Annotated in this window: 15 protein-coding genes and 1 tRNA gene; 8 read left to right on the plus strand and 8 right to left on the minus strand. The window is 56.8% G+C overall.

The window, feature by feature from the left end; all coding sequences use genetic code 11:
- The first annotated feature begins 66 nt into the window (after positions 1 to 66).
- Complete coding sequence (locus ABFB52_RS12925; protein ID WP_129972656.1) at positions 67 to 1,074, plus strand: hypothetical protein; 1,008 nt, start codon at positions 67 to 69, stop codon at positions 1,072 to 1,074.
- Between the two features lie 156 nt (positions 1,075 to 1,230).
- Here the strand turns inward: ABFB52_RS12925 and ABFB52_RS12930 are convergent, their stop codons facing one another.
- Together ABFB52_RS12930 and ABFB52_RS12935 are read right to left on the minus strand one after the other, a co-directional pair.
- Positions 1,231 to 1,593 carry a hypothetical protein gene (locus ABFB52_RS12930; RefSeq protein ID WP_129972655.1) on the minus strand — a complete coding sequence of 121 codons (363 nt, stop codon included), beginning with the start codon at positions 1,591 to 1,593 and terminating at the stop codon, positions 1,231 to 1,233.
- Between the two features lie 532 nt (positions 1,594 to 2,125).
- Positions 2,126 to 3,136, minus strand: a complete 1,011-nt coding sequence (locus tag ABFB52_RS12935) for an NAD(P)-dependent alcohol dehydrogenase (RefSeq protein ID WP_129972671.1) — start codon at positions 3,134 to 3,136, stop codon at positions 2,126 to 2,128.
- Positions 3,137 to 3,308: 172 nt separating this feature from the next.
- Here ABFB52_RS12935 and ABFB52_RS12940 point away from each other — a divergent pair, with 172 nt between their 5' ends.
- The 3 genes from ABFB52_RS12940 (at position 3,309) to gabP (ending at position 7,234) form a co-directional block, all read left to right on the plus strand.
- Positions 3,309 to 4,223, plus strand: a complete 915-nt coding sequence (locus tag ABFB52_RS12940) for a LysR family transcriptional regulator (protein ID WP_129972654.1) — start codon at positions 3,309 to 3,311, stop codon at positions 4,221 to 4,223.
- 60 nt (positions 4,224 to 4,283) lie between these two features.
- Complete coding sequence (locus ABFB52_RS12945) at positions 4,284 to 5,498, plus strand: aldose 1-epimerase family protein (RefSeq protein ID WP_129972653.1); 1,215 nt, start codon at positions 4,284 to 4,286, stop codon at positions 5,496 to 5,498.
- A 329-nt stretch (positions 5,499 to 5,827) separates the two neighbouring features.
- Positions 5,828 to 7,234 (plus strand): GABA permease, encoded by a 1,407-nt coding sequence (gene gabP / locus ABFB52_RS12950; protein ID WP_129972652.1) that lies wholly within the window; start codon positions 5,828 to 5,830, stop codon positions 7,232 to 7,234.
- A gap of 59 nt (positions 7,235 to 7,293) precedes the next feature.
- Here gabP and ABFB52_RS12955 read toward each other — a convergent pair whose 3' ends face one another.
- From ABFB52_RS12955 to ABFB52_RS12975, 5 genes are all read right to left on the minus strand, one after another.
- Positions 7,294 to 7,920, minus strand: coding sequence for a DUF4157 domain-containing protein (locus tag ABFB52_RS12955; protein ID WP_129972651.1), 627 nt, complete (start codon positions 7,918 to 7,920; stop codon positions 7,294 to 7,296).
- A gap of 75 nt (positions 7,921 to 7,995) precedes the next feature.
- Complete coding sequence (locus ABFB52_RS12960) at positions 7,996 to 9,507, minus strand: diguanylate cyclase (protein ID WP_085747517.1); 1,512 nt, start codon at positions 9,505 to 9,507, stop codon at positions 7,996 to 7,998.
- A gap of 157 nt (positions 9,508 to 9,664) precedes the next feature.
- Positions 9,665 to 10,171: a peptide-methionine (S)-S-oxide reductase MsrA gene (msrA, locus tag ABFB52_RS12965; protein WP_129972650.1), complete on the minus strand. Its 507-nt coding sequence runs from the start codon at positions 10,169 to 10,171 to the stop codon at positions 9,665 to 9,667.
- A gap of 422 nt (positions 10,172 to 10,593) precedes the next feature.
- Positions 10,594 to 11,130, minus strand: a complete 537-nt coding sequence (locus tag ABFB52_RS12970; protein WP_085747516.1) for an N-acetyltransferase — start codon at positions 11,128 to 11,130, stop codon at positions 10,594 to 10,596.
- A 138-nt stretch (positions 11,131 to 11,268) separates the two neighbouring features.
- Positions 11,269 to 12,870, minus strand: coding sequence for a sensor domain-containing diguanylate cyclase (locus ABFB52_RS12975; RefSeq protein ID WP_129972649.1), 1,602 nt, complete (start codon positions 12,868 to 12,870; stop codon positions 11,269 to 11,271).
- A 219-nt stretch (positions 12,871 to 13,089) separates the two neighbouring features.
- Between ABFB52_RS12975 and ycaC the strand changes: the two genes are divergently transcribed.
- A complete protein-coding gene (ycaC, locus tag ABFB52_RS12980) occupies positions 13,090 to 13,722 on the plus strand; it encodes an isochorismate family cysteine hydrolase YcaC (protein ID WP_007958138.1) in 633 nt (210 codons plus the stop codon).
- 88 nt (positions 13,723 to 13,810) lie between these two features.
- Here the strand turns inward: ycaC and ABFB52_RS12985 are convergent, their stop codons facing one another.
- Positions 13,811 to 14,800, minus strand: coding sequence for a zinc-dependent alcohol dehydrogenase family protein (locus tag ABFB52_RS12985; protein ID WP_129972648.1), 990 nt, complete (start codon positions 14,798 to 14,800; stop codon positions 13,811 to 13,813).
- A gap of 126 nt (positions 14,801 to 14,926) precedes the next feature.
- Between ABFB52_RS12985 and ABFB52_RS12990 the strand changes: the two genes are divergently transcribed.
- The 3 genes from ABFB52_RS12990 (at position 14,927) to ABFB52_RS13000 (ending at position 18,291) form a co-directional block, all read left to right on the plus strand.
- Positions 14,927 to 15,808, plus strand: coding sequence for a LysR family transcriptional regulator (locus tag ABFB52_RS12990; RefSeq protein ID WP_129972647.1), 882 nt, complete (start codon positions 14,927 to 14,929; stop codon positions 15,806 to 15,808).
- Between the two features lie 107 nt (positions 15,809 to 15,915).
- Positions 15,916 to 15,990: transfer RNA gene (locus tag ABFB52_RS12995), tRNA-Lys, on the plus strand.
- 24 nt (positions 15,991 to 16,014) lie between these two features.
- Positions 16,015 to 18,291: a hypothetical protein gene (locus ABFB52_RS13000; protein ID WP_129972646.1), complete on the plus strand. Its 2,277-nt coding sequence runs from the start codon at positions 16,015 to 16,017 to the stop codon at positions 18,289 to 18,291.
- The last annotated feature ends 20 nt before the right edge of the window (positions 18,292 to 18,311 follow it).

Consider the following 18,311-nt stretch of genomic DNA (forward strand, 5'->3'; position numbering starts at 1 on the left):
ATAAATGATGCCCTACTTCTCCGCGCGTGGTGCATATTTCTCGTTTTGCTACAAAGGAAGAATTGATTGAGCGTATTAGATTCAGTTTTCAAAAAGCTAAATCCTCTTGGTTATGCACTAATCGGAGCAGGCTTTCTTCTATATGCTACAAAAAGTGATTTTTCTAAATACCTTCCATTCAGCGAGTCCGGAGTATTTATTGCCTCCATCTTACTTACTGGTTATGGAGCAGCTATTGTACTGATGAACTACTTGCGCGGAAATCGTTTCGATTCGAAAGATGACAGCTACTTAAGGGATGAGCTGCGCGTCCTCAGAAATGAGATGTCTCACGGCACCTTTGTAAAAAGGAAGGACTTGCAGGATGTAGAGGAAAAAATAAATAAACTTGAAAATATAACCCGCAACAATAGAAAGGTTGATGATCTGCTTCCTGAAAGCGAGAGGGAGTTGATAGTCGCAAAAATAACAGGCGACATAATTTCCAACGCTTCGAATTCAGTATTGAAAGAAATTGAAAAAAAATACTCAGATCACTTCAAGATTGAGTCACAGGCTTCTGGCATACAAGGGCAGTTAGAAAATACGCGCCTAAGATTGAGGGCGGAGCTAGAAGCGCTAGGCCGCAGAGGCAATGTCAATCTAGTGATAGGGGTTTTAACTACACTTGCGGCAGTGAGTATACTTACTGCTACAGTGTTAGATCGCAACATCGTGCTCACTAGCGACACCTTGTTAAGTCACTACGCACCTCGACTAACTTTAAGTTTGTTTGTGGAGATTTTTTCATTTTTTTTCCTCAAGCTGTATAAGTCCGGATTAAGTGAGATAAAATATTTTCAAAATGAGCTGACGAATATCGAGCTAAAGTTTGTTTCGTTGGATAGCGCGTTGCGAACCGGTAATGAAGAAATAATTACAAGGGTGATTGGGGAGTTCTCTAAAACCGAGAGGAACTTTGTTCTAGAAAAAGGGCAGAGCACCGTGGATCTAGAAAGAACAAAAGTCGATTTAGAAAATACAAAGAATTTGCTCGGCTCGATGTCAAAGCTCGTAGATACCATTAAGAAGTGAATCACCCTTGATTTCGTAGATCCGTTTTTCTGATTTTGTTCCAAAAAATGATATCTGGTGAGAGTACATTTTTGACCGATAGCTGCCATTTAATATGGCAGCTTCGGTTGTTTGTTCAGGTGTCCCTACTAATCAGCCGCGACAGACGGCAAGGTGTTAGTTCTTCACCTCAACATGATCCAACGCCTGATTCACCGCCAACTCACTCAACATCACCAACTGTGCAATCCCGATCGCAGTCTTGCGATGGGCAGGCTCCAGCGTGGCAGCGAAGTTGTTGAGCATCTCGCTGGCGGATCCCAATGATTCACTGGCGTTGGCCAGGAGGGATTCAGTGTTGTAGGCCGGGTTGGCCATGTACATGGGGTCGTGTTTGTGATGGCTGCCCATGATCCGTTGCTGCGGTGTGAGGTAGTGATCGAGCGCGCGTTCGGCCGCTTCGTTGAGGGTTCGGGAATCGGGAAATTTGTAAGGAGAAACCGGATCGGTTTCCGGTGGGTTCGGTGTTGGCTTGAACATAGATGTAACTCCAGGGTGAAAAAGTGGTGCCATCAGCCTCGCTACCAAACGAGGGTGGTGGCCATACGGAGGTTGGTAGACCGGTCACCTGGATACCCGGCGCGTCCGAAGACGCCCTACGCATGGCCACCATAAAACAGAGGACGAAAGAGTCCCTGCAATCTGGTGTTGCGATGCGACAGGTAATCCGGGCTACCAAACCCGATCACTGTTTTTCAGTGACCCGGAAACGATAAAACCCGCACCCCAGACGCACAAGCCGGCGGATTCTGGCGTAGTCGTAGGCAATGACGCAAGACGCTGTAGCCGTGGGGAAGTAATGCCGGGCGTTTCTAAACACAAACCCAAAAAGGCTTTAAACGCGGCGGCTTTCTGCCCGGTTTACTCGTTTCTGGAAACCAGCCGTAATCTGTTGTGTGCAGCATCGGCTGCGCTACAGAACTCTGATCGCGGCTCGCGATGTCGAAATCAGCCACACCTCTGAGCGCTGAGGCAGGCAAAAAAAAGGCGCCAGATTGGCGCCTTACGGTTATCAAGCGATTTTGATCACAACCTTCCCAAATGCTCCCCTTGCGAGATGCTCATAAGCCTCACGTGCTTTCTCGAACGGATACACCTGATCGATCACGGGGCGGATCTTGTGTTGGTTGAGGAATGTGTTCATTCGATCGAATGATGAGCGCGGCGCCACGGCGATTCCGCGAATGGTCGTCTGGCGGAAAATGAGTGGCATCAGATTGAGTTCTACGGTTTGCCCCGTTAAAAATCCGATCTGCGCAATGCGCCCCGATGCCTTGGTTGCTGCGACCGATTGATTGATGCCGCTGCCGCCGGCCACATCGAGTAGTAAATCCACGCCTTTGCCTTCGGTCAGCTTCAGCACTTCGTCCGCCCAGTTCGGCGTCGTTCTGTAGTTGATGCCTGCCACGGCCCCCAGCCCCTTGACGGTTTGCAGATTCTGATCGCTACTCGACGTTGCGATGACCTTCGCGCCAAGCGCAGTTGCGATCTGCACGGCAAATATCGACACACCTCCCGTGCCTTGAACCAATACGGTCTGGCCTGGTTGGATCTGTCCAAAGTCCACCAGCGAATACCAGGCTGTGAGCGCAGCAATCGGAAGTGTGGCCGCCTCTTCGTCGCTCATGTTGTCCGGGGCACCGACGGCGCTGTCTTCATGGATGATCATGTATTCGGCCAAGCCGCCGGGTAGCGGTGAACCGAAGCAGTAATCGGGTTCGTTCGGGCCTGGCTCGCCATCCAGCCACCGTGAGTAAAGATGTGAGTTGACCCGATCACCGACTTTGAAGCGCGTGACGTTGTCACCGATCGCTACCACCGTGCCGGCGGCATCGCTCACCGGGATCAGTGGTTTGGGCACCATGTGCGGTTCATAAATGCCGTCGACGATTGCCTTGTCGCGAAAGTTGAGCGAGACAGCACCGACCTTGACCAGCAATTCGCCCGCCTTGGGTTGCGGCGTCGCGACCTCTTCCAATTGCAGGTTGTCGAGTCCGAAATCTTTCAATAACCACGCTTTCATCGCGAATCTCCAAATACACGTTAATGGCCTTGAACCAGAGCAGGTTCTGCCTTGGATGCATTTTTCGCTTTTGACGATGCGCAATAAATGCGTGGCAAAAGACATGATTGTTCTATCCTTGAGCAACAATCATGTTCAACTCGCGGTCAAGCGGGGTTCATAGGGTAGCGACATGGAACTGCTTCAATCGATGCGACTGTTTGCCAGGCTTGCGGAACTCGGCAGTTTTACCAAAGCCGCCGAATCGCTGGACATCGGGCGGCCCCAGGTCACCCGGTATATCCAGGAGCTGGAAACGTCATTGGGCGTGCGCCTGTTTCAGCGCACCACGAGAAAGGTGGCCCTTACCGCCGAGGGCGAGAGGTTCTATGAGCGGGTGCAGGAGATTTTGGCGGATATTTCTGCTGCGACCTCAATGTTTGACCGATCCGGAGCAACGCTCACGGGCCGACTTCGTGTCGATATCCCGACCGCTTTCGCGCAGTTGGAATTCATCAAAAGCCTTAAAGAATTCACCGCCTCCTACCCAGGTATCAACATGGTTCTGGGCGTGACTGACCGGGCTGTCGACTTGATCGGCGAGGGCGTCGACTGTGCGTTGCGTATTGGTGATCTACCGGATTCGACCTTGATCGCTCGCCCAATCGCAATGGCGACCATGGTGACCTGTGCCGCGCCCGAGTATCTGCACCAGTACGGGGAACCCGCGACACTCGACGATCTGGTCTCCCATCGAGGCGTCAACTTCTTGTCCGGTCAGAACAACAGGACATTGCCTTGGCATTTCACGTTAAAAGGTCAGGATCGATCCTTTGTGAGTAACGCCGGCATCACCGTCACCGAGTCGAATGCGTATGTCCAGTGTGGTGTGTCGGGTTTCGGAATAATCCAGGCGCCTGGGATTACCGTTGCCGAGCATTTGGCCAGTCGCGGGTTGGTGGAAATTCTAAAGCCCTATCGGCCAGCTCCTCGCCCTGTTTCGTTGCTCTACCCAAGTCGGACGCATTTGGCACCCCAGGTTCAGGTTTTTATCGAATGGCTGCAAAAGCGTTTTCCGCAGCTTCATTATGACTGGCTGGAAACATAGCTTGATGAAACGTTTCAGCAGGTTTATAAAAACGGCACAACTCCAAGAAAGGCTGCTCCCATGACCCCGCTCAAACTCGTTGTTGCCCTCAGCGCACTGTCTGCTGCCTCCCATGCCATGGCCTGGGATTACGTTCTGCTCGACACCGATAAAGCTGCTCAAAACTGGCAGATCACCAGCCAGCAACTGGGCGTGAAAACCGACAAACCCTTCAGCGTCAGCCTGCGCACCTTGCATGGTGGTCGGCAGGAGGGCGTCAGCATTGTCGACATCGATAACGGCACGATGAAGCTCTCGGTGGTGCCGACACGGGGAATGAACGTCTTGCAGGCCTCGGTCGGCAATGTGCGCATGGGCTGGGATTCGCCGGTCAAGGAAGTGGTCAATCCGTCCTTCATCGAACTCAATGGCCGCGGTGGTCTGGGCTGGCTGGAAGGTTTCAACGAGCTGGTGACCCGCTGCGGATACGAATGGGTCGGCCACCCCGGCGTCGACAACGGCGAACTGCTGACCCTGCACGGCCGGGCCGCCAACATTCCTGCGAACAAAGTCACCCTGCACATCGATGAAACGCCACCGTACGCCATCACCCTGCGCGGTGAGCTGAAAGAGCAGGCGTTCAAGAAAGTCGACTTCTCCGTCGCCACCGAACTGGTCACGGAACCCGGCAGCGTAGTGTTCGCCCTCAACGACACCCTGACCAACAACGGTGACTATCCGAAGGAATACCAGGCGCTGTACCACAGCAACTTCAGCACCCCGTTCCTGGAGCAGGGCGCTCGTTTCGCCGCGCCGGTGAAACAGGTGTCGCCGTTCAACGACAAAGCCAAGGGCGATTTGGCTGAATGGCAAACCTACCGCGCACCGACCAAGGACTACGACGAAACGGTTTACAACGTGGTGCCGTATGCCGATGCCAAGGGCGATACGTTAACCATATTGCATAACAAGGCTGGCAGCCTGGGCGTTTCGGTTGGCTTCAATACGCAGACATTGCCGGTGTTTTCCCTGTGGAAGAACACCGATACCCAAGGTCAGGGTTATGTCACCGGGCTGGAGCCGGGGACGAGTTTTTCCTACAACCGCCGTTATCAGCGCCCACTGAACCTGGTGCCCACCATCGGGCCGAAGGAACACAAACAGTTCCGCATCAGCTACAGCTTGTTGGCGGATAAGGCGGCGGTGGATAAGGCCTTGAAGCAGGTGAGCGACATTCAGGGCGGGCGGGAGACCGAGGTGCGGCAGACACCGTTGGTTGATCTGACCAAGGGCTGACACCGGCCAGAAAAAGGGGGGACTGATTTATTTTTCCTGAATAAATCAGCGCCCCTTTTTTATTCTGTGATGGCGCTCTCGAACGGGCCCGAATGCCATTCACCATGTCGAAATCAGACACCGTCGTGCCGCTCCCAGGCTATTTGCGATCAACTCCAGGCACGTAAGGTGACGCATCATTTCATCGCCCTGCGTCGTCGTCCGACCGATTTGTAACGCTGCAGCGCTTGAGGTGCGCCGCTCTGGAGCAGGGCAACAGGAAGAAATGATGATCGCCTGACACGTCGTCAGTACGCCCAAACGTCGATCACCAGAGAACAACAAAAACAATGAATAGTCTGAACTCGAAGGACTCGAACGGTCAGTTGGCGCAGGGCTTCAAGCCGCGTCATGTCACCATGCTTTCCATTGCCGGCATCATCGGTGCGGGGCTGTTTGTCGGCTCCGGCCACGCCATTGCCGCCGCCGGCCCGGCAGTCTTGCTTGCTTATCTCTTCTCCGGTCTGCTGGTCGTGCTGGTCATGCGCATGCTCGGTGAAATGGCCGTGGCCCATCCGGACACGGGATCGTTTTCCACCTATGCCGATCAGGCCATCGACCGTTGGGCGGGGTTCACCATTGGTTGGTTGTATTGGTGGTTCTGGGTGCTGGTCATTCCGATCGAAGCGCTGGCCGCCGGGCATGTCTTGAATCAGTGGTTTCCGCAGGTCGATGCGTGGTTGTTCGCGTTGCTGTCGATCATTTTGCTGGTGGTGACCAACCTGTTCAGCGTGTCCAAGTACGGCGAGTTCGAGTTCTGGTTTGCGATGGCCAAAGTGGTGGCGATCATCGGGTTCATCGGGCTGGGTTTTGCGGTGTTGATGGGCTGGATTCCGGAGCGTGAGGCCAGCGGTTTGAGCCGCTTGATGGAGGAACACGGCGGGTTTGCGCCCAATGGTTTGTCGGCGGTGGTCGGGGCTTTCATCACCATCATGTTCAGTTTTATCGGGACGGAAGCGGTGACCATCGCGGCCGCCGAATCGAGCAACCCGGCGCAGAACATCGCCAAGGCCACGCGCTCGGTGATCTGGCGCATCGGCGTGTTTTATCTGCTGTCGATTTTCGTGGTGATTTCCGTGGTGCCCTGGAACGATCCGCTGCTGGCGTCGGTCGGCTCTTACCAGCGCGCGCTGGAGCTGATGAACGTTCCCAATGCCAAATTTCTGGTCGATGTGGTCGTGCTGATCGCGGTGGCCAGTTGCATGAATTCCTCGATCTACATTTCCTCGCGGATGCTGTTCTCGCTGGGTCGTCGCGGCGATGCTCCGCAACCGTTAAAGGTTACCTCTGCAGCGGGCGTGCCGAGGGCAGCGGTGATTGCCAGCACCGTGATCGGCGCCGGGGTGACGCTGTTCAGCTATTTCATGCCGGCGGGGCTGTTCCAGTTTCTGCTCGCCAGCTCCGGCGCGATTGCGTTGCTGGTGTATCTGGTGATCGCGGTTTCGCAATTGCGCATGCGCCGGATGTTGCGTCGGCAAAACGTCGAGCTGACGTTTCGCATGTGGCTGTTTCCGTGGCTGACGTGGCTGGTGATCGTCTTCATCTGCGCCGCACTGGCGGTGATGATGGTGACGCCCGAGCATCGTCTGGAAGTGACGTCGACCATTGGGCTGGCGCTGGCGATTTCGTTTATCGGGCTGGTGACCACGCGGCAACATGGGCAGGCGAGGGCGGCGGTTTCGGCGGGCGAGGCCTAGGGTTTTTCTGGTGCTTGAACGGTGGGGTTGGCCCCGGCATGGACGCAGGGGATGTCCGATCATCGGGCTTCGGCTCGCAGCCAACGTCTGACCTCGCTCTGTATCGCATACGCCGGTGCCTCGACCGCATTGAAATCCTGCGAATACCGCTGCGCAAACCCTTCGACTCCCCATTCCTGAAACTGCTGCACATGCTTCAGTTCGTGCGCCCAGAGCGCGACGTTGTGTTCTGCGGTTTCAGCGTCGCGGAACAGGATGATGTCGATCAGCGTCACTGCACCGACATCCGGATTTTGCAGGATGGCCGTGGCGGCGTTGTATTGGCCGTCGTTGGTGACTTTGTAGTGCACGGCATCGAGGACGCCGGGGTCATACCAGCGCAGCAGTTGCTCCCGGATGAGCGGGGGAATCGGTTTGATGTCGGTACTGGCGGCTTCGGCGCGGGCCTGAGTCAAGCCCTGCGCCAGGACCGGTGCCGCCATCCGGAAAAGGTCTTCAGACAGACGTTCCGGGTCCGGCAGGCAAATGCAGCTGTCGAGGCATACTTGTTTTTCGCCGGCAGGGCAGGTGTCAGCCTGGGCTGGTGCTGCAAGCGTCAAGCAAAGGACCAAGGACAAAAAGGAGGACGCGCCAAAGGCCCCTCGGTGTACGACCCTTTCATTTTGCGTTGCCCCATACATAGTCATTCCATCTACGGGTTGTCAGCGCGAGTGGCTCGGGGAGGGACATGGTGGTTTTCTCCCGCGTGGTTTCACTTAAGGCTAGATCAAGCCCGGCAGTTTCACCGACCTGTTTCGCCCCAAGGCCTTGGCACTGTACAGCGCCTGATCGGCGGCTTCGATCAAACCTTGCACGGGGGTGAGTCGGGAACCGGCGGCAGTGGCAATCCCGATGCTGACACTCACTCGTCCCAACGGGCTGGATTCGTGGGAAATGTTCGCTTGCTGCAACCGGTCGAGGATCAGTTGCGCCACGATCTGCGCACCTTCGCTGTCGGTATTGGGCATGATGACGCCCATCTCTTCACCGCCATACCGCGCCACAAGATCCGAGGGACGGCGCACGCACGTCTCCACGACGTTGCCAACGCGTTGCAGACAATCGTCGCCGGCAACATGCCCGTAGGAATCGTTGAACAGTTTGAAGTAGTCGATATCAATCATCAGCAGTGCCAAGGACGTGCCGTCGCGCTGCGCTCGTCGCGCCTCCAGGTCCAGCGTCACATCGAAGCAGCGTCGATTGGCCAGACCGGTCAGGGCGTCCTTCATCGCCAACAGCTCGAGTTGCCTGTTTGACGAAAGCAACTGCTGCTGAGTGCCCATCAACTCTGCTTCTACTTGGGTTCTGCGTCGGATATCCAGTATCAAAAACCAACCGATGAGACCGGTAAGCGCGAGCAGGCCCGTCACCACCACGGCCGATAGCAGCGCCTCCGTTCGCCACGCGGCGAGGGCTTCGCGTTTCCCGAGTGCGACGGTCGTGATCAGCGGCAGCCGGTCACTTTTGCGAAAGGCGTAGAGCCTTTCCACACCGTCCAGGCTGGAGGTGAACGAGGCGGTGCCGACAGAGCGATCCACCAGATACTTGGCGTAGATCGGTGATTTTGAAAAATTGCGCCCCATGTCCTGCTCGCGGAAGGGGTAGCGAACCAACAACGTACCATCGGTATAAGACAACCCGATGGCACCCTCCTGGCCGACATCGATCTTTCCAAACAGCCGCAGAAAGTTTTCGATGCCCAAGGTCACCGCGACCACTCCGGCAAACTCACCGCGAGCATCATTGAAGCGTCGACTGACGGTGATGACCCATTCCTGATTGGAGCGGCTCTGAATGGGCGGACCGATAAAGGTCTCGGGGGAGGGATCATCGCGGTGATGAATGAAATAGGCCCGATCACTGCTATTTGCCCCGGCCGGAATCGGCCGGTTGGACGACATCAGCCAGCGTCCCTGACTGTCGTAGATGGTGATGCCGCTGAGCTGTGGCATCAGCGGTTCCTGCCGGTCGATCAGCGATCTGATCCGCTGGATCTGAACGGGGCCACTGCCTTCGGTTTCCAGGCGTTCGACGAGCCCGAGCAAAAGCGCCGAACTTTGGCGGACAATGCCTTCGGAATAGGTGACAAGCGCCTGGGTCAGGTTCAACCCGTGAACGTCCACTTCCTCCAGCGCTCGCTCTCGAGAGGCCAGCACCTTCCAGACAGTCAGTGAGGCCAGGGAACAGCCGATAACCAACAGCAAAAGCACAACCAGGTGCGTATCTCGCTTCACGTCACTACCTTATGGAAAGTCCGTTTTTCCGTTCCAGAGGCTATTGGATCAAGGCAATAACGGCAGCCGTTCGTCCTCATCGCGCGCAAGGATACAAGCAGTCAGGTGTCGCTGCAGCAATAGATGAACGGGTTACAGCACCGAGCCCCTCTCGACCTCAACCGCGTTTCGGCAGCTTCCAGTTCGGGCGAATGAAGTGGCAGGTGTAGCCATTCGGAATGCGCTCGAGGTAGTCCTGATGCTCTGGCTCCGCTTCCCAGAACGGTCCCGCCGGTTCGATTTCAGTGACCACCCGGCCTGGCCACAGGCCCGATGCATCGACATCAGCCGCAGTGTCTTCAGCGATATCGCGTTGCTGCTCGTTCAGGTAATAGATCGCCGAACGATAGCTCTGACCGAGGTCGTTGCCCTGACGGTTGGGTGTGCTCGGGTCGTGGATCTGAAAGAAAAACTCAAGGATCTGCCGATAGCTGATCACGGCGGGGTCGAAGACGATTTCGATGGCCTCGGCGTGATTGCCATGATTGCGATAAGTGGCGTTCGGCACATCGCCGCCGGTGTAACCGACCCGCGTCTGCAGCACGCCGGGGTAGCGGCGCAACAGATCCTGCATGCCCCAGAAGCAGCCGCCGGCAAGAATGGCAGTTTCGGTTTGAGTGGTCATGGCATGTCCTTCCTCTCGAGTGGGTCGCAGATGTTTCTTGATATGAGGGAGTGTGGGCTGATTCCAAGGTTGAGTCGGTAAATAAACCATGAAGTGCGGGCTTTCGGAATTCTCCTGCTTTTGCTTCACGTCACTGTCTTTGGAGCGCCCGGCGCGGGGCACGCCAATATTGAAGCGAAAAAAAACCGCCAATCAGGCGGTTTTTTCAAAGCGGGATTCAGGTTCTGCCACCGGCGAGCCAACCATCAGGCTCCATTTCTTTGCCACAGGCTGCGGCTACTTTCAAAAAATGCCGCTGACTGGCGGAGACCCTGTTGGGCAAACAGGGTTCTTCGGCACGAAGTCTGGAAGCAGGCGCTGATTGGGCTTTTGGCTTCTTGTGTTTCATGGACACCTCTCGTGCCGGGTTGCTTGAGTCGATCTTATGGGTGGACCAGTGGAAAGACAAGGCGGTCAGTCGTGTCAAAATAAAATCCAAGCGTTTGGTAGTAGGAGATAGCACCTGAGTCAGGTTCTTGTACTTCAATTTCGGTACATCCCAGCTTTCGGGCATAGAACTCTGTTGTCAGTAGTGCCATTGGTGCGATCCAGCCTCGCAGGGTATGGGCCTTGTAGGTGTGACCCTGCAAAAGAACGATTTTTATGCAGATTGTGCTTTTTCGTGGCGTTGCATAGCACAAACCGCACAGCTCATCTTCGTACCAGAAAGCCAAGTCCAGACCTTTTGCATCTTTTGTTTTCCACTCAAGTACATCATCCCATGGGTATCCAATGGGCCCGCTCCACTGATGGTATGCGTTGATTGCCAAGGGCGTGATCGGGTCGATCCTGAGCAACTGAGCATCAATCCCGGCTGCCAGAGCTCCTGGATCCATGGAAAGCGTTTCGTGCGCAAGTTTGCGGGCTTCTGATTTGAGCGTTTGGTTTCGGAGTTCGGTACCTTTGCCTTTTCTTCGCATCGTCTGTGTTCTGTCCGGTTCAGGCAGAAGACGGTATCGAAGGCGAGGGTGCCCACGTAATCAGGCGTGAGGGACGGCTGCTGTAGGACGCTGCTTATGTGCGTGAAGGACGCAGGAATTGGCTGGTTTTAGTCACATTCAGCGATCCGTCCGCGGCATCGCCGCAATCGGCTGGATTTGCCGCGATGCCTGCGCCGAACACCAGCGATTCCGCCCTTGCTGCTTGGCCTGATACAGACAGGTATCGGCGGACTTGAGCAAAGTGGCCGGGGTCACCGCATCGTCAACCGGATAGCGCGTGGTAATCCCCGCACTCGCAGTGACATACCCCAGCGGATGCCCGGCATGTTCAAGTTCCAGCGAGCGAATGGTCTGCAAAATATCTTCGGCGACCTGAATCGCCCCGGCGCTGTCGGTGTTGGGCAGCAGCACGGTGAACTCCTCGCCGCCATAGCGCACGGCCAGATCCGAAGGCCGCTTGACTGCTTTGCGGATGCCGTCGCCGACCGCGATCAGGCAGTCATCGCCGGCGGCGTGGCCGTACTGGTCGTTGTAGCGCTTGAAGTAGTCGACATCGAGCATGATCAATGACAGCGGCGAACCCTGACGTCGGGCCAGGCGAATCTCATCCGTCAGCGCCGCGTCCAGGCGCCGACGGTTGCCGAGGCCGGTGAGGCTGTCAGTCAGCGCCATGTCGCGCATCGTTTTGTGCGCCGAGCGAATCTCCCGTTCCATCGCCATCCGCTGGCGCAACTGGCTCAGGACGATGAGCCCGAAACAGGCGAGCACCAGAATCAGGAACACCAGCACAAACCCGTTTTTCAGCAGGTCCTGGCGCCACGGCGCAACGATGGAATCCCGGGACAAACCAGCCTCGACCACCAGTGGGTAGGTGGTCAGGGCGCGATAGCCGTAAAGGCGTTCGGTGTCGTCGACCACCGCCCGGATCTGGACAATGCCCTGATTGGCGTTGGGCAGGTAGGTCTTGAAGATCTCGCTGTTCGCCAGGCTTTTGCCGACCACCGAGGCAATGAACGGCCGGCGCACGAGGATCGTGCCGTCGCGCATCGCCAGCACCAGCGCGCCTTTGTCATCGATGCGGAAGTCACCGTAATAGTCGACGAAGTAACTGACCTTGACCGTCCCCAGCAGCACGCCGGCGAACGATCCGTCGGGGTTATTCAAACGCCGCGAGATCGGAATGATCAGGTCATGGGTGGAACGGCTTTCCACCACCTGGCCGATACGCACGCGCCGGTCTTCATGGGTGCGGTGATACTGGAAATAATCGCGGTCGGCATTGTTGGCCGTCTCAGGCGTGACCTCCTTGTCGGTCACGATCCACTGGCCGTCCGGGCCGTAGATGAACAGGCCATGCAGCTGCGGCATGATTTTCGATTGCTGGATGAGCAGCTTGTGAATCCGCGCCACATCCAGGTTCTGCAAACCATCGCCTTCGACCCGCTCGGCCAGCCCCGCAGTCAGCACATCGACCTGACGGATGGTGTCCTCGGCGTGTTGCGCCGTGGCGCGGGCGAGGTTGGTCACCGAATCGCGTGCGGAAGCAAACACCGAACGGTAATCGCGCCACGTCCTCCAGCTCTCGACGGTCAGAAAAGCCACAACTACCATCAGCATGAAACTGACGGTCAGGCGAAAGGTCGAGCCGGCCTTCACGCCTTGGCGAGGCGCGCGCGGTGTTTCATCTGGGGTGGGCGCTTGCGTGTTGCGTCCGGGCATCAACATTCCCTGGCTGTCGTTGTGAGCGAGTGAACAGTATGACAAGGATCGGAGGGAAGGTCGGGCTGGCTGTGTGATCTGCTCGGCACTTAGAGCGAATTGTCCGTTTTTAGTTGACGGTGAAACGCTTTTCAGGCGATTTATCGCTTTCAGGCGAGTCAGTAATCTGTGCCCATCTTGAACGCAAACGCACTTCCACAACTAAAAAGGGATTCACACATGAGCACTCCAACCTACAACCGCCTGAACAAAGACGACGCCGTGGTTCTGCTGGTCGACCACCAGACCGGCCTGATTTCTCTGGTTCAGGACTTCTCGCCAAACGAGTTCAAAAACAACGTGCTGGCGCTGGCCGATCTGGCCAAATTCTTCGAATTGCCGACCATCCTCACCACCAGCTTCGAACAAGGCCCGAACGGCCCGCTGGTGCCGGAACTCAAGGAAATGTTCCCGGACGCGCCGTACATCGCTCGCCCAGGCCAGATCAACGCCTGGGACAACGAAGACTTCGTCAAGGCGATCAAGGCCACCGGCCGCAAGCAGATCATCATTGCCGGTGTCGTGACCGATGTGTGCGTAGCGTTCCCGACCCTGTCGGCGCTGGCGGAAGGGTTTGACGTATTCGTGGTGACCGACGCTTCCGGCACCTTCAACACCACCGTGCAGCAAGCCGCGTGGAACCGCATGACCCAGGCCGGCGCGCAGATGATGAACTGGTTCTCGGTAGCCTGCGAACTGCACCGCGACTGGCGCAACGACATCGAAGGCCTGGGCAACCTGCTGTCCCAGCGCATCCCGAACTACCGCAACTTGATGAACGGCTATGCCGCGCTGACGGCGCATCAGAAATAACCGGATGCCGGATAGACGAAAGCCTGCTTTGAAAAAAGCAGGCTTTCGTCGTTTCTACCGCAAACAGCAAAGCAGGGGACTCGTCACCTCAAACCGTGACGACAATCTTCCCGACCTGCTGATTGGCCTCCAGAAAGCGATGCGCTTCCTGAATGTCATCCAGGGCAAATGTCCTGGCAATGATCGGTTGCAGCGCACCCGATGCCAGCCCGTCGCCGATGAAAGTCTTGGCGCGTGCCAGGATGGCCGGGTCGGAGACGATCTCCGTGTAGAGGTAACCCTTGAGGGTGAGGCATTTGCCGAGCACGGTGAACAGCGGGAACGGCGTTGGCTCCGGGCTCAGGGCACCGTACTCCAGCAGGATGCCGCCGCGCGCCATGCTTTGGGTCAGCGGTTCGAACGACGGGCCGCCCACCGGATCGAACACCACCCGCGCGCCTTTGCCGTCGGTCAGCGCCATGACGGCTGCAACCATGTCTTCTTCGTCGCTGACGATCACGTGTGCGGCGCCAGCGTCGAGCAAAGCTTGTTTCTTGGCGCGGGTGCGGGTGACGGCAATCGAGGTGGCGCCGACCATTTTCGCGATCTGGAAGGCTGCCAGGCCGACGCTGCTGGAGGCGGCGGTGACGATCACGAAATCGTTCTTTTGCAATCTGGCCTGTTCGACCAGCGCACCCCACGCGGTGACGTATTGCATCCAGGACGCCGCCGCTTGTTCAAACGACAGGTTCTGCGGGTGTTTGACGGTGAGGTGGGCGGGCACGTTGGCCAGTTCGCCGTAAGTGCCCCAGCGCGCGATGTCCAGCGGCGGAATCAGGCTGACGGCATCACCGATCTTGAACTCGCTGACGTTGGCGCCGACCGCCACCACCACACCGGCAGCCTCGTAGCCGAGACGGCTGGGAAACTCCGCTTCCTGCAGATAGGCGTGATTACGGAACATCACTTCGGCGCGATTCAGGCCAAAGGCTTTGACCTCGATCTGCACTTCGTCCGCAGCGGGCGCCGGGACGTCGACGTTTTCCAGTTTGAGGACGCTCGCGTCACCGTATTCATGAATCCTGACAATGCGTGCCATCTGTACTTCCTCGGTTATCGATGAAATTGCACCGACGTGAGCCGGTGCCATGGACGCCAATTTAGGCTTTGGCCTGCTCCGGATAAAGGCCTAGGATGGCGCAACACTAGAAACAACGAGTTTCCAATGGATCGCCTCACACTCATGGCCACCTTCGTCAAAGCGGTGGAGCTGGGCTCCTTCAGCGCGGTGGCGGACGAGCTCAACCTGTCCCCGCAAATGGTCGGCAAGCAAGTGAAAATGCTCGAGCAGCATCTGGGCGTTTCGCTGCTCAACCGCACCACCCGCAAGCAAAGCCTGACTGATTTCGGACGCACCTTCTATCAGCGGGCGAAGCTGATTCTGGCTGACATGGATGCCGCCGAAGAAATGGCCGCCGTGACCCGGGGCGTGCCCAGCGGCCGGTTGCGGATCAATGCGCCCGTCACGTTCGGCGTCAGCACGCTGTCGCCGAAGCTGCTGGAGTACATGGTTCGTTATCCGCAAGTGTCGGTGGACCTGACGCTGTCGAACGAACTGGTCGACCTGGTGGACGGCGGATACGACGCTGTATTTCGCATTGGCGAACTCGCCGACAGCGGCCTGAAGGCACTGCCGCTGATGCCCTATCAAATGGTGTTGTGCGCGGCACCGTCCTACCTCGCACGCCGCCCAACCATCACCACGCCTTGGGACCTTCAGGAGCATGAATGTCTGGCGTTCGCCTATTCGGACGGCCGCTCACACCTGCGATTCGAAGGCCCGGAAGGCTGTATCGATGTACCGATTAAAAGCCGATTGACGATTAATCAGGGCGATCCGTTACTGTCCGGGGCCGTCGCGGGGCTGGGGGTGGTGATGCTGCCGCTGGAGCTGGTCAAGGATTCGCTGAGAAGCGGGACGCTGGTAAGTCTGCTGCCGCAGTACAAGGTGCCGGTTTCGCCGATGAATCTTCTGTATGCGCCGGATCCGAGGCTGACGCCGAAGTTGAGGAGTTTTATTGATTTTGTGCGCGTAGCGTTTGGATAAGCGCTGCATTGAGTGATGAAGGCTTAACGATCAGAGATTTGTCGCAACAAAATCCCTGAATCCGAGCTTCACATACTTTCGCCACTCATCGACAATGCGCGCTCTGTTCCGGGGTAGTTCAGCGGTAGAACACTCGGCTCTTAACCGGGTGGGCGCTGGTTCGAATCCAGCCCCCGGACCCACTACATAGTAGGTCACAAGGAAGTATGTCCAGGCCTGAGGGTGAATCGGGTGCGTTCGGCGAAATAAACGCCGGTTATGCGCACTTTCAACTGTCTCGCGCGCTTACTGCACGCGACAATGACGCCAGTCCGAAAGCACTTGCCAGGATCGAACGCTGGCAAAAGGTTCTCGAAAACCTGATGCATGGCCGTACACTGTATGGCTCGCGGACGCCGTTTGCCAACCTGCCAGAATGGATCACGCTGGAAGTGGCCACTGGCGGCTTTGCAACGGGCAACCTTCTGGCCGGTGGCGAGTTGACCGCTCATGAGCGCCTGTTGGCGTCATCGATTCCTGGCATTCGAGCGGGATACGAACGGCTCGATTTGAATAGGTGGCATCTTTCAGACGAAGGCGTCAGAACGCTGCAAGAGCGATTGACGAACGAAGACTATCGGATCGATGTACCGGAAGAGGCCGCTTTGCTGACAGTGGCCTGGTTTCTGGGGCAACAACGCGTCGAAGAAGCCAGGACGTTGATCGAGCAGATCGCGCCTTTCTTCGAACGAGTGCGTTTCTTTCCCGCGGCAGCCAACGAGCGCCCACTCTCGATGGCTGAAGTTGAAGTTTTCAATGCTGGTCAAATCAGCCTGCGGCTGTCCGACCTCTTACCCCAGCCTCGTCTTACCGTCCAAAAGCATGTTGTTGAACGCAGGTTGCCCCTCTACGACACGGCGGTCTCGCTGTTCCTGCTGACGTACAACGATGGTTGGCCTTGCAGGCATTACCCTGAAGGCTGGTTCGAGCGCGCTTCGGTGCTCGGTAAAGAATTTGATATCGCCACTGAGGCTGATCCCCGCCGCGCGGGTAACTCCAGTGATCGGGCGGCGGAGTTGCTGGCATTGCTCAAGCAATGCTCTATCGATCCTGCATCGCTAACGGGGCGCCAGGTTGGGCGCATTCGCAGAATCGTCGACGACTTTGTAGCCAAGCATGGACACCCTGAGTCCGAAGAACATTCCAGCAAGCGCGCACAGCAGCGCCATCACGTATCAGCCTCGGCACACCATCTGATTGCCAAGGCTGCTTCCGCGCGACTGGCGAGATATCCAGTCTCGGAAGGCATCTCTGATTTCGCGCCGTTACTGACGCCCATCACCAACGAAGAGGCGAAGGCTTATTCATTGAAGGAGGGGGAGACCATTCCTCCTTCGATTCGTCGACGCCTCGAACGCTGCCGAAAGGGAACGGTTGCAGAGTTGATTGAACATGGGGTCATTACATCCGCAGATACCGTGGCGAAAGTGCTGCCAGCGATGACGGCGCAAATCTGTAGCGCCGGATATCGAGACGTAGCGCTGCGGGCACTGTCTGTCGCTACCTATCGTGCTTTCAGGCGTCGACGCTCTCTATTGCTGCTGAACATGCAGCGTCAGGTGAGAGTCGATGATTTACCTTGGGTGAAAGCCCTGGAGACCGAGTACGAGGCTGGCGCTCTCGCGATTGAAGGTGCCAGACAGGCTTTGGTCGAGGCGTCCGCATTGACCCTTGTTGCATTTCCTCAGGCCATTCTGCCAAACAAGTTGCTTCAGGAATTTTCCTCGCTTGCCGAATCGGCCAAGCTGGATCTTCCCTTCGTAGAGGAGATCGCGGCTGACATTTTCATGGGCGCTTTCTCCGGCAAGTTCGTGAAGGCTGCCAAGCGTTCAGTCCGGCTGATGGCCGGATCTCTTTACGCACGCTATTACGATATCGATATGGATCAGTTGGCTGCACTACCCAAGCAGCGGAATTCACGAAGCAACAGTGGTGTGCTGGCAGGTTTGTGCGCGCGGCGGGCGAATGCCGATATCGGTAGATGGAGCCCGGCGAACAACGGCACGATCATCGAACAGCAACAGATATTGACCACGCAAAATCTGGCAATCCTGTTTGATGATCTGGACCTGAAGACGCTGTTACATGATCGCTTGGGTTCAATGGCCGAGGCATGTTTCAAATGGATATGCAGTCGGCAGCAGATGCAGATCAAGTTCTACCATGCACGTCTGGTCATGTTGAAAAACACCGCGTATGCGTGGCGCCAGATGATGTTTTATCTGTCGATGCTGGATCAGTCTCGATTGGAGAGCGTGCTTGGAAACATTGAAGTGCACTTCGCCGCTCAATCCGGCGCATTTCAGGGACGATTTCTTCCCGCCATGATCGGGTTGCGCATGGCGGTATCTGGGTGTCGGTTGACTTCGGCTCACCAAGAGCGGGAGGGTTGTAAGGTTTTTCTCGGGTGGACCACTGAGCGGCACTGGCTGATGCCTTCCTAGATATCGAAAAGCTCCAGGCG

Origin of the sequence: Pseudomonas sp. 9.2(2024) (assembly GCF_039695385.1) — a bacterium.
Taxonomy (GTDB): domain Bacteria; phylum Pseudomonadota; class Gammaproteobacteria; order Pseudomonadales; family Pseudomonadaceae; genus Aquipseudomonas; species Aquipseudomonas paraglycinae.

Excerpts from the sequence above, each read along its gene's own strand:
- ABFB52_RS12930 (WP_129972655.1), bottom strand. The coding sequence starts at position 1,593 with ATGTTCAAGCCAACACCGAACCCACCGGAAACCGATCCGGTTTCTCCT.
- ABFB52_RS12935 (WP_129972671.1), bottom strand. The coding sequence starts at position 3,136 with ATGAAAGCGTGGTTATTGAAAGATTTCGGACTCGACAACCTGCAATTG.
- ABFB52_RS12940 (WP_129972654.1), top strand. The coding sequence starts at position 3,309 with ATGGAACTGCTTCAATCGATGCGACTGTTTGCCAGGCTTGCGGAACTC.
- ABFB52_RS12945 (WP_129972653.1), top strand. The coding sequence starts at position 4,284 with ATGACCCCGCTCAAACTCGTTGTTGCCCTCAGCGCACTGTCTGCTGCC.
- gabP (WP_129972652.1), top strand. The coding sequence starts at position 5,828 with ATGAATAGTCTGAACTCGAAGGACTCGAACGGTCAGTTGGCGCAGGGC.
- ABFB52_RS12955 (WP_129972651.1), bottom strand. The coding sequence starts at position 7,920 with ATGACTATGTATGGGGCAACGCAAAATGAAAGGGTCGTACACCGAGGG.
- msrA (WP_129972650.1), bottom strand. The coding sequence starts at position 10,171 with ATGACCACTCAAACCGAAACTGCCATTCTTGCCGGCGGCTGCTTCTGG.
- ABFB52_RS12970 (WP_085747516.1), bottom strand. The coding sequence starts at position 11,130 with ATGCGAAGAAAAGGCAAAGGTACCGAACTCCGAAACCAAACGCTCAAA.
- ABFB52_RS12975 (WP_129972649.1), bottom strand. The coding sequence starts at position 12,870 with ATGCCCGGACGCAACACGCAAGCGCCCACCCCAGATGAAACACCGCGC.
- ycaC (WP_007958138.1), top strand. The coding sequence starts at position 13,090 with ATGAGCACTCCAACCTACAACCGCCTGAACAAAGACGACGCCGTGGTT.
- ABFB52_RS12985 (WP_129972648.1), bottom strand. The coding sequence starts at position 14,800 with ATGGCACGCATTGTCAGGATTCATGAATACGGTGACGCGAGCGTCCTC.
- ABFB52_RS12990 (WP_129972647.1), top strand. The coding sequence starts at position 14,927 with ATGGATCGCCTCACACTCATGGCCACCTTCGTCAAAGCGGTGGAGCTG.
- ABFB52_RS13000 (WP_129972646.1), top strand. The coding sequence starts at position 16,015 with ATGTCCAGGCCTGAGGGTGAATCGGGTGCGTTCGGCGAAATAAACGCC.